The organism is Pseudomonas sp. JV245A, assembly GCF_032424515.1.
Lineage (GTDB): Bacteria > Pseudomonadota > Gammaproteobacteria > Pseudomonadales > Pseudomonadaceae > Aquipseudomonas > Aquipseudomonas protegens.
Window position 1 is genome coordinate 1 of the sequence record NZ_VYKE01000281.1, and the last position, 3,527, is coordinate 3,527.

3 protein-coding genes are annotated in these 3,527 nt (G+C 66.5%); 2 read left to right on the forward strand and 1 reads right to left on the reverse strand.

All coding sequences use genetic code 11. The features are described 5' to 3' along the window. On the reverse strand, nt 1-1,205 hold a 1,205-nt coding region (locus F6S12_RS30505), incomplete at its 3' end, for a sigma-54 interaction domain-containing protein (RefSeq protein ID WP_315869746.1). Nucleotides 1,206-1,456: 251 nt separating this feature from the next. On the opposite strand from F6S12_RS30505, the gene F6S12_RS30510 reads away from it, so the two are divergent. Both F6S12_RS30510 and F6S12_RS30515 read left to right on the forward strand, forming a co-directional pair. Further along, nucleotides 1,457-2,341 carry an MBL fold metallo-hydrolase gene (locus F6S12_RS30510; protein WP_011060861.1) on the forward strand — a complete coding sequence of 295 codons (885 nt, stop codon included), beginning with the start codon at nt 1,457-1,459 and terminating at the stop codon, nt 2,339-2,341. Between the two features lie 30 nt (nt 2,342-2,371). Then, the coding region (locus F6S12_RS30515; RefSeq protein ID WP_315869747.1) for an FAD/NAD(P)-binding oxidoreductase at nt 2,372-3,527 on the forward strand (1,156 nt) is incomplete at its 3' end.

Here is a 3,527-nt window from a genome sequence, read left to right on the forward strand (position 1 = left end):
TGCTCCAGGTCCTTGTTGCCGCGGCGGCGGCCGGGGGGCGCTGGTGCCGGCGTGCTGCGCAGCTCCGGCGGCAGGTCCGCCAGGCGGATCACCCCGTCGTCGCTGAACAGCCGCGCCCGCTCGAGGATGTTGCGCAGCTCGCGGATATTGCCCGGGTAGGTGTACAGGCTCAGTTGGGCCAGGGCCTGGGGATCGACCCGCGGCACTACCCCGGGGTCAAGCCGGCGCAGCAGGCTGTCGATCAGCAGTGGCAGGTCGTCGCTGCGTTCGCGCAAGGCAGGCAGGCGGATCGGGAAGGCGCTGATGCGGTAGTACAGGTCCTGGCGGAAGGTGCCGGCGGCGACCATTTCCTTGAGCGGCTTGTGGGTCGCCGCCACCAGGCGGAAATCCGAGTGCACGGTGCGCAGGCTGCCCACCGGGCGAAAGCTGCCGGACTCGATCAGGCGCAGCAGTTTGACCTGCATGGCCAGGGGCACTTCGCCGATCTCGTCGAGAAACAGGGTGCCGCCATGGGCGGCTTCGGCCAGGCCGATCTTGCGCTGCAGGGCACCGGTGAAGGCGCCCTTTTCATAACCGAACAATTCGCTTTCCAGCAGGCTTTCGGTAAGCCCGGTGCAGTCCACCACCACCAGCGGCCCGCTGGCCCGGGGGCTGCCGTCGTGCAGGGCACGGGCGAACAGCTCCTTGCCGGTGCCGGATTCACCCTGGAGCAATACCGGGATCGGCGCCGGCGCCGCCCGCTGCAAGGCGCCCAAGGCTTCGTTGAAGGCCGGCGAGCGCCCCACCAGGCCCTTCTGCTGGGGTTGTACCGAGGCCACGGCCACCGAACTCAGGCGCTCGACATAGGCCACCACCGTGCCGTCTTGGCCAATGATCGGCCGCAGCTCCACGTCCACATGCTCCGGCCCCCGGGGCGTGTGGTGGATGTGCAGCATGCGTTCCGGTACGCGGCTGTCATGGGCCTTGCGCATCGGGCAATGCTCGCCGGCCTGGTCGCAGGGCACGGCGAACTGGTGGGACACCCGGTAGCACTTGGCGCCCACGTGGGGCTTGCCGGCCACGCCGAACTGACGCTGGTAGGCGGTGTTGGCGGCGATGATGTTGTAGTCGGTGTCCAGCACTATGGTGGGCTGCGGGTCGTGTTCGAGGTAGGACACCAGGGCGGACATCGGTGGCGGGACTAGGTCGGTGGCAATCAGGGACATGGGCAACTCCGGGGCAGAGGCGGCAGCTTAAAGCATGGGCGCCATCACTGCCATTTTCTGCCAGCAACTGCCAAATGACTGCCAAGCCCGGATGACAGTCCTGGCGACAACACATCACCAAGGGGTTGAAAAAGCGTCTAAACCAATGAACAGGCGCCAAACGACGCCGTTTCGGGTTGGCACGCTTATTGACACTTCAAGAAACGAGCGTCAGCGCAGACTGCCCTCACCTTCATTGCCTGGAGTGCCCCATGATCATCAGCGACACGCTGCGTGTAGAAGCCTTTTTCGACAGCCATACCTGGACCATCAGCTACCTGGTGATGGACCTGGCCAGCCGCCACTGCGCATTGATCGACAGCGTGCTGGACTACGACCCGAAATCCGGCCGCACCCACACCGAGTCCGCCGACCGCCTGATCGCCCGGGTGAAAGAGCTGGACGCCCGGGTCGACTGGATCCTGGAAACCCATGTGCATGCCGACCACCTGTCGGCCGCCGCCTACCTCAAGGCGCAGCTCGGGGCCCAGGTGGCCATCGGCAACCAGATCACCCGGGTGCAGAAGACCTTCGGCGCGCTGTTCAACGAAGCCCCGGCCTTTGCCCGGGACGGCAGCCAGTTCGACGTGCTGCTCGAAGACGGCGCCGAATTCGCCATCGGCGGCCTCACCGCGCGGGCCATGCACACCCCGGGGCATACCCCGGCCTGCATGACCTACCTGGTACAGGTCGGCGACGAAACCCTGGCCTTTGTCGGCGACACCCTGTTCATGCCCGACTACGGCACCGCCCGCTGCGACTTCCCCGGGGCCGACGCGCGGACCCTGTACCGCTCGATCGGCAAGATCCTCGCCCTGCCCCCCAGCACCCGGCTGTTCATGTGCCACGACTACCTGCCCAACGGCCGCGAGCTGCAGTACATGACCACCGTCGCCGAGCAGCGCGCCAACAATATCCACATTCACCAGGGGGTCGACGAAGACAGCTTCGTGGCCATGCGCGAAGCCCGCGACGCGACCCTGGACATGCCGGTGCTGATCCTGCCTTCGGTGCAGGTCAACATGCGCAGCGGGCACTTCCCCGAGCCCGAGGACAACGGCGTGAGCTACCTGAAGATTCCCCTGAACACCCTATAACTATTACCTACTCCACACGGAGACCTTGCCATGCGCCCCTTCAACCCGGCCCTGCCCACTGTCGACGGCAGCCACCAGGTGCTGATCGTCGGTGGCGGTGCCGCCGGCATCGCCGTTGCTGCCAGCCTCTTGACCCGCGATCCACACCTGGACGTGGCACTCATCGACCCTGCCCGGCACCACTATTACCAACCCGGCTGGACCCTGGTGGGCGCCGGAGTATTCAGCGCCCAGTCCACCGAGCGCGCCATGGCCGAGCTGATGCCCCAGGGGGTCAAGTGGATCCAGGACGCGGTCAGCCGCTTCGACCCGGAACACAACGCCCTCGTGCTGGAGGACGGCCGGGTGCTGGCCTATGACCAACTAATCGTCTGCCCCGGGCTCAAGCTCGACTGGGCCGCCATCGACGGCCTGCCCCAGGCCCTGGGCAACCACGGCGTGACCTCCAACTACCGCTACGACCTGGCGCCCTACACCTGGCAACTGGTGCAGCAACTGCAACAGGGCGAGGCGCTGTTCAGCCAGCCGCCGATGCCGATCAAGTGCGCCGGAGCGCCACAAAAGGCCATGTACCTGTCCTGCGACCACTGGCTGCGCCACGGCCGCCTGGGGCAGATCAAGCCGCGCTTCCTGAATGCCGGCGGTGTGCTGTTCGGCGTCGCCGACTACGTGCCGGCGCTGATGGAATACGTGAAGAAATACGCCATCGAACTGGATTTCGGCCATAACCTGGTGGCGGTGAACGGCCCGGCCAAACGCGCGACCTTTGTCCGCACCCTGGCCGATGGCCGCCAGGAAACATTGGAACGGGCCTTCGATATGCTGCACGTGGTGCCTCCCCAGTGCGCCCCGGACTTCATCCGCCAGAGCCCCCTGGCGGACGCCGCCGGCTGGATCGACGTCGACCCGGGCAGCCTGCGCCACAAGCGCTACGTGAACATCCACGGCCTGGGGGACGCCACCAATACCAGCAATGCCAAGACCGCCGCAGCGGCACGCAAACAGGCACCGGTGGTGGCCAACAATGTGCTGGTGGCCCTCAAGCGCCTGACCCGCCTGGCCGAATACGACGGCTACGGTTCCTGCCCGCTGACCGTGGAACGGGGCAAGATCGTCCTCGCCGAATTCACCTATGGCGGCAAGCTGGCACCGAGTTTCCCGCGCTGGCTGCTGGACGGGCGCCAGC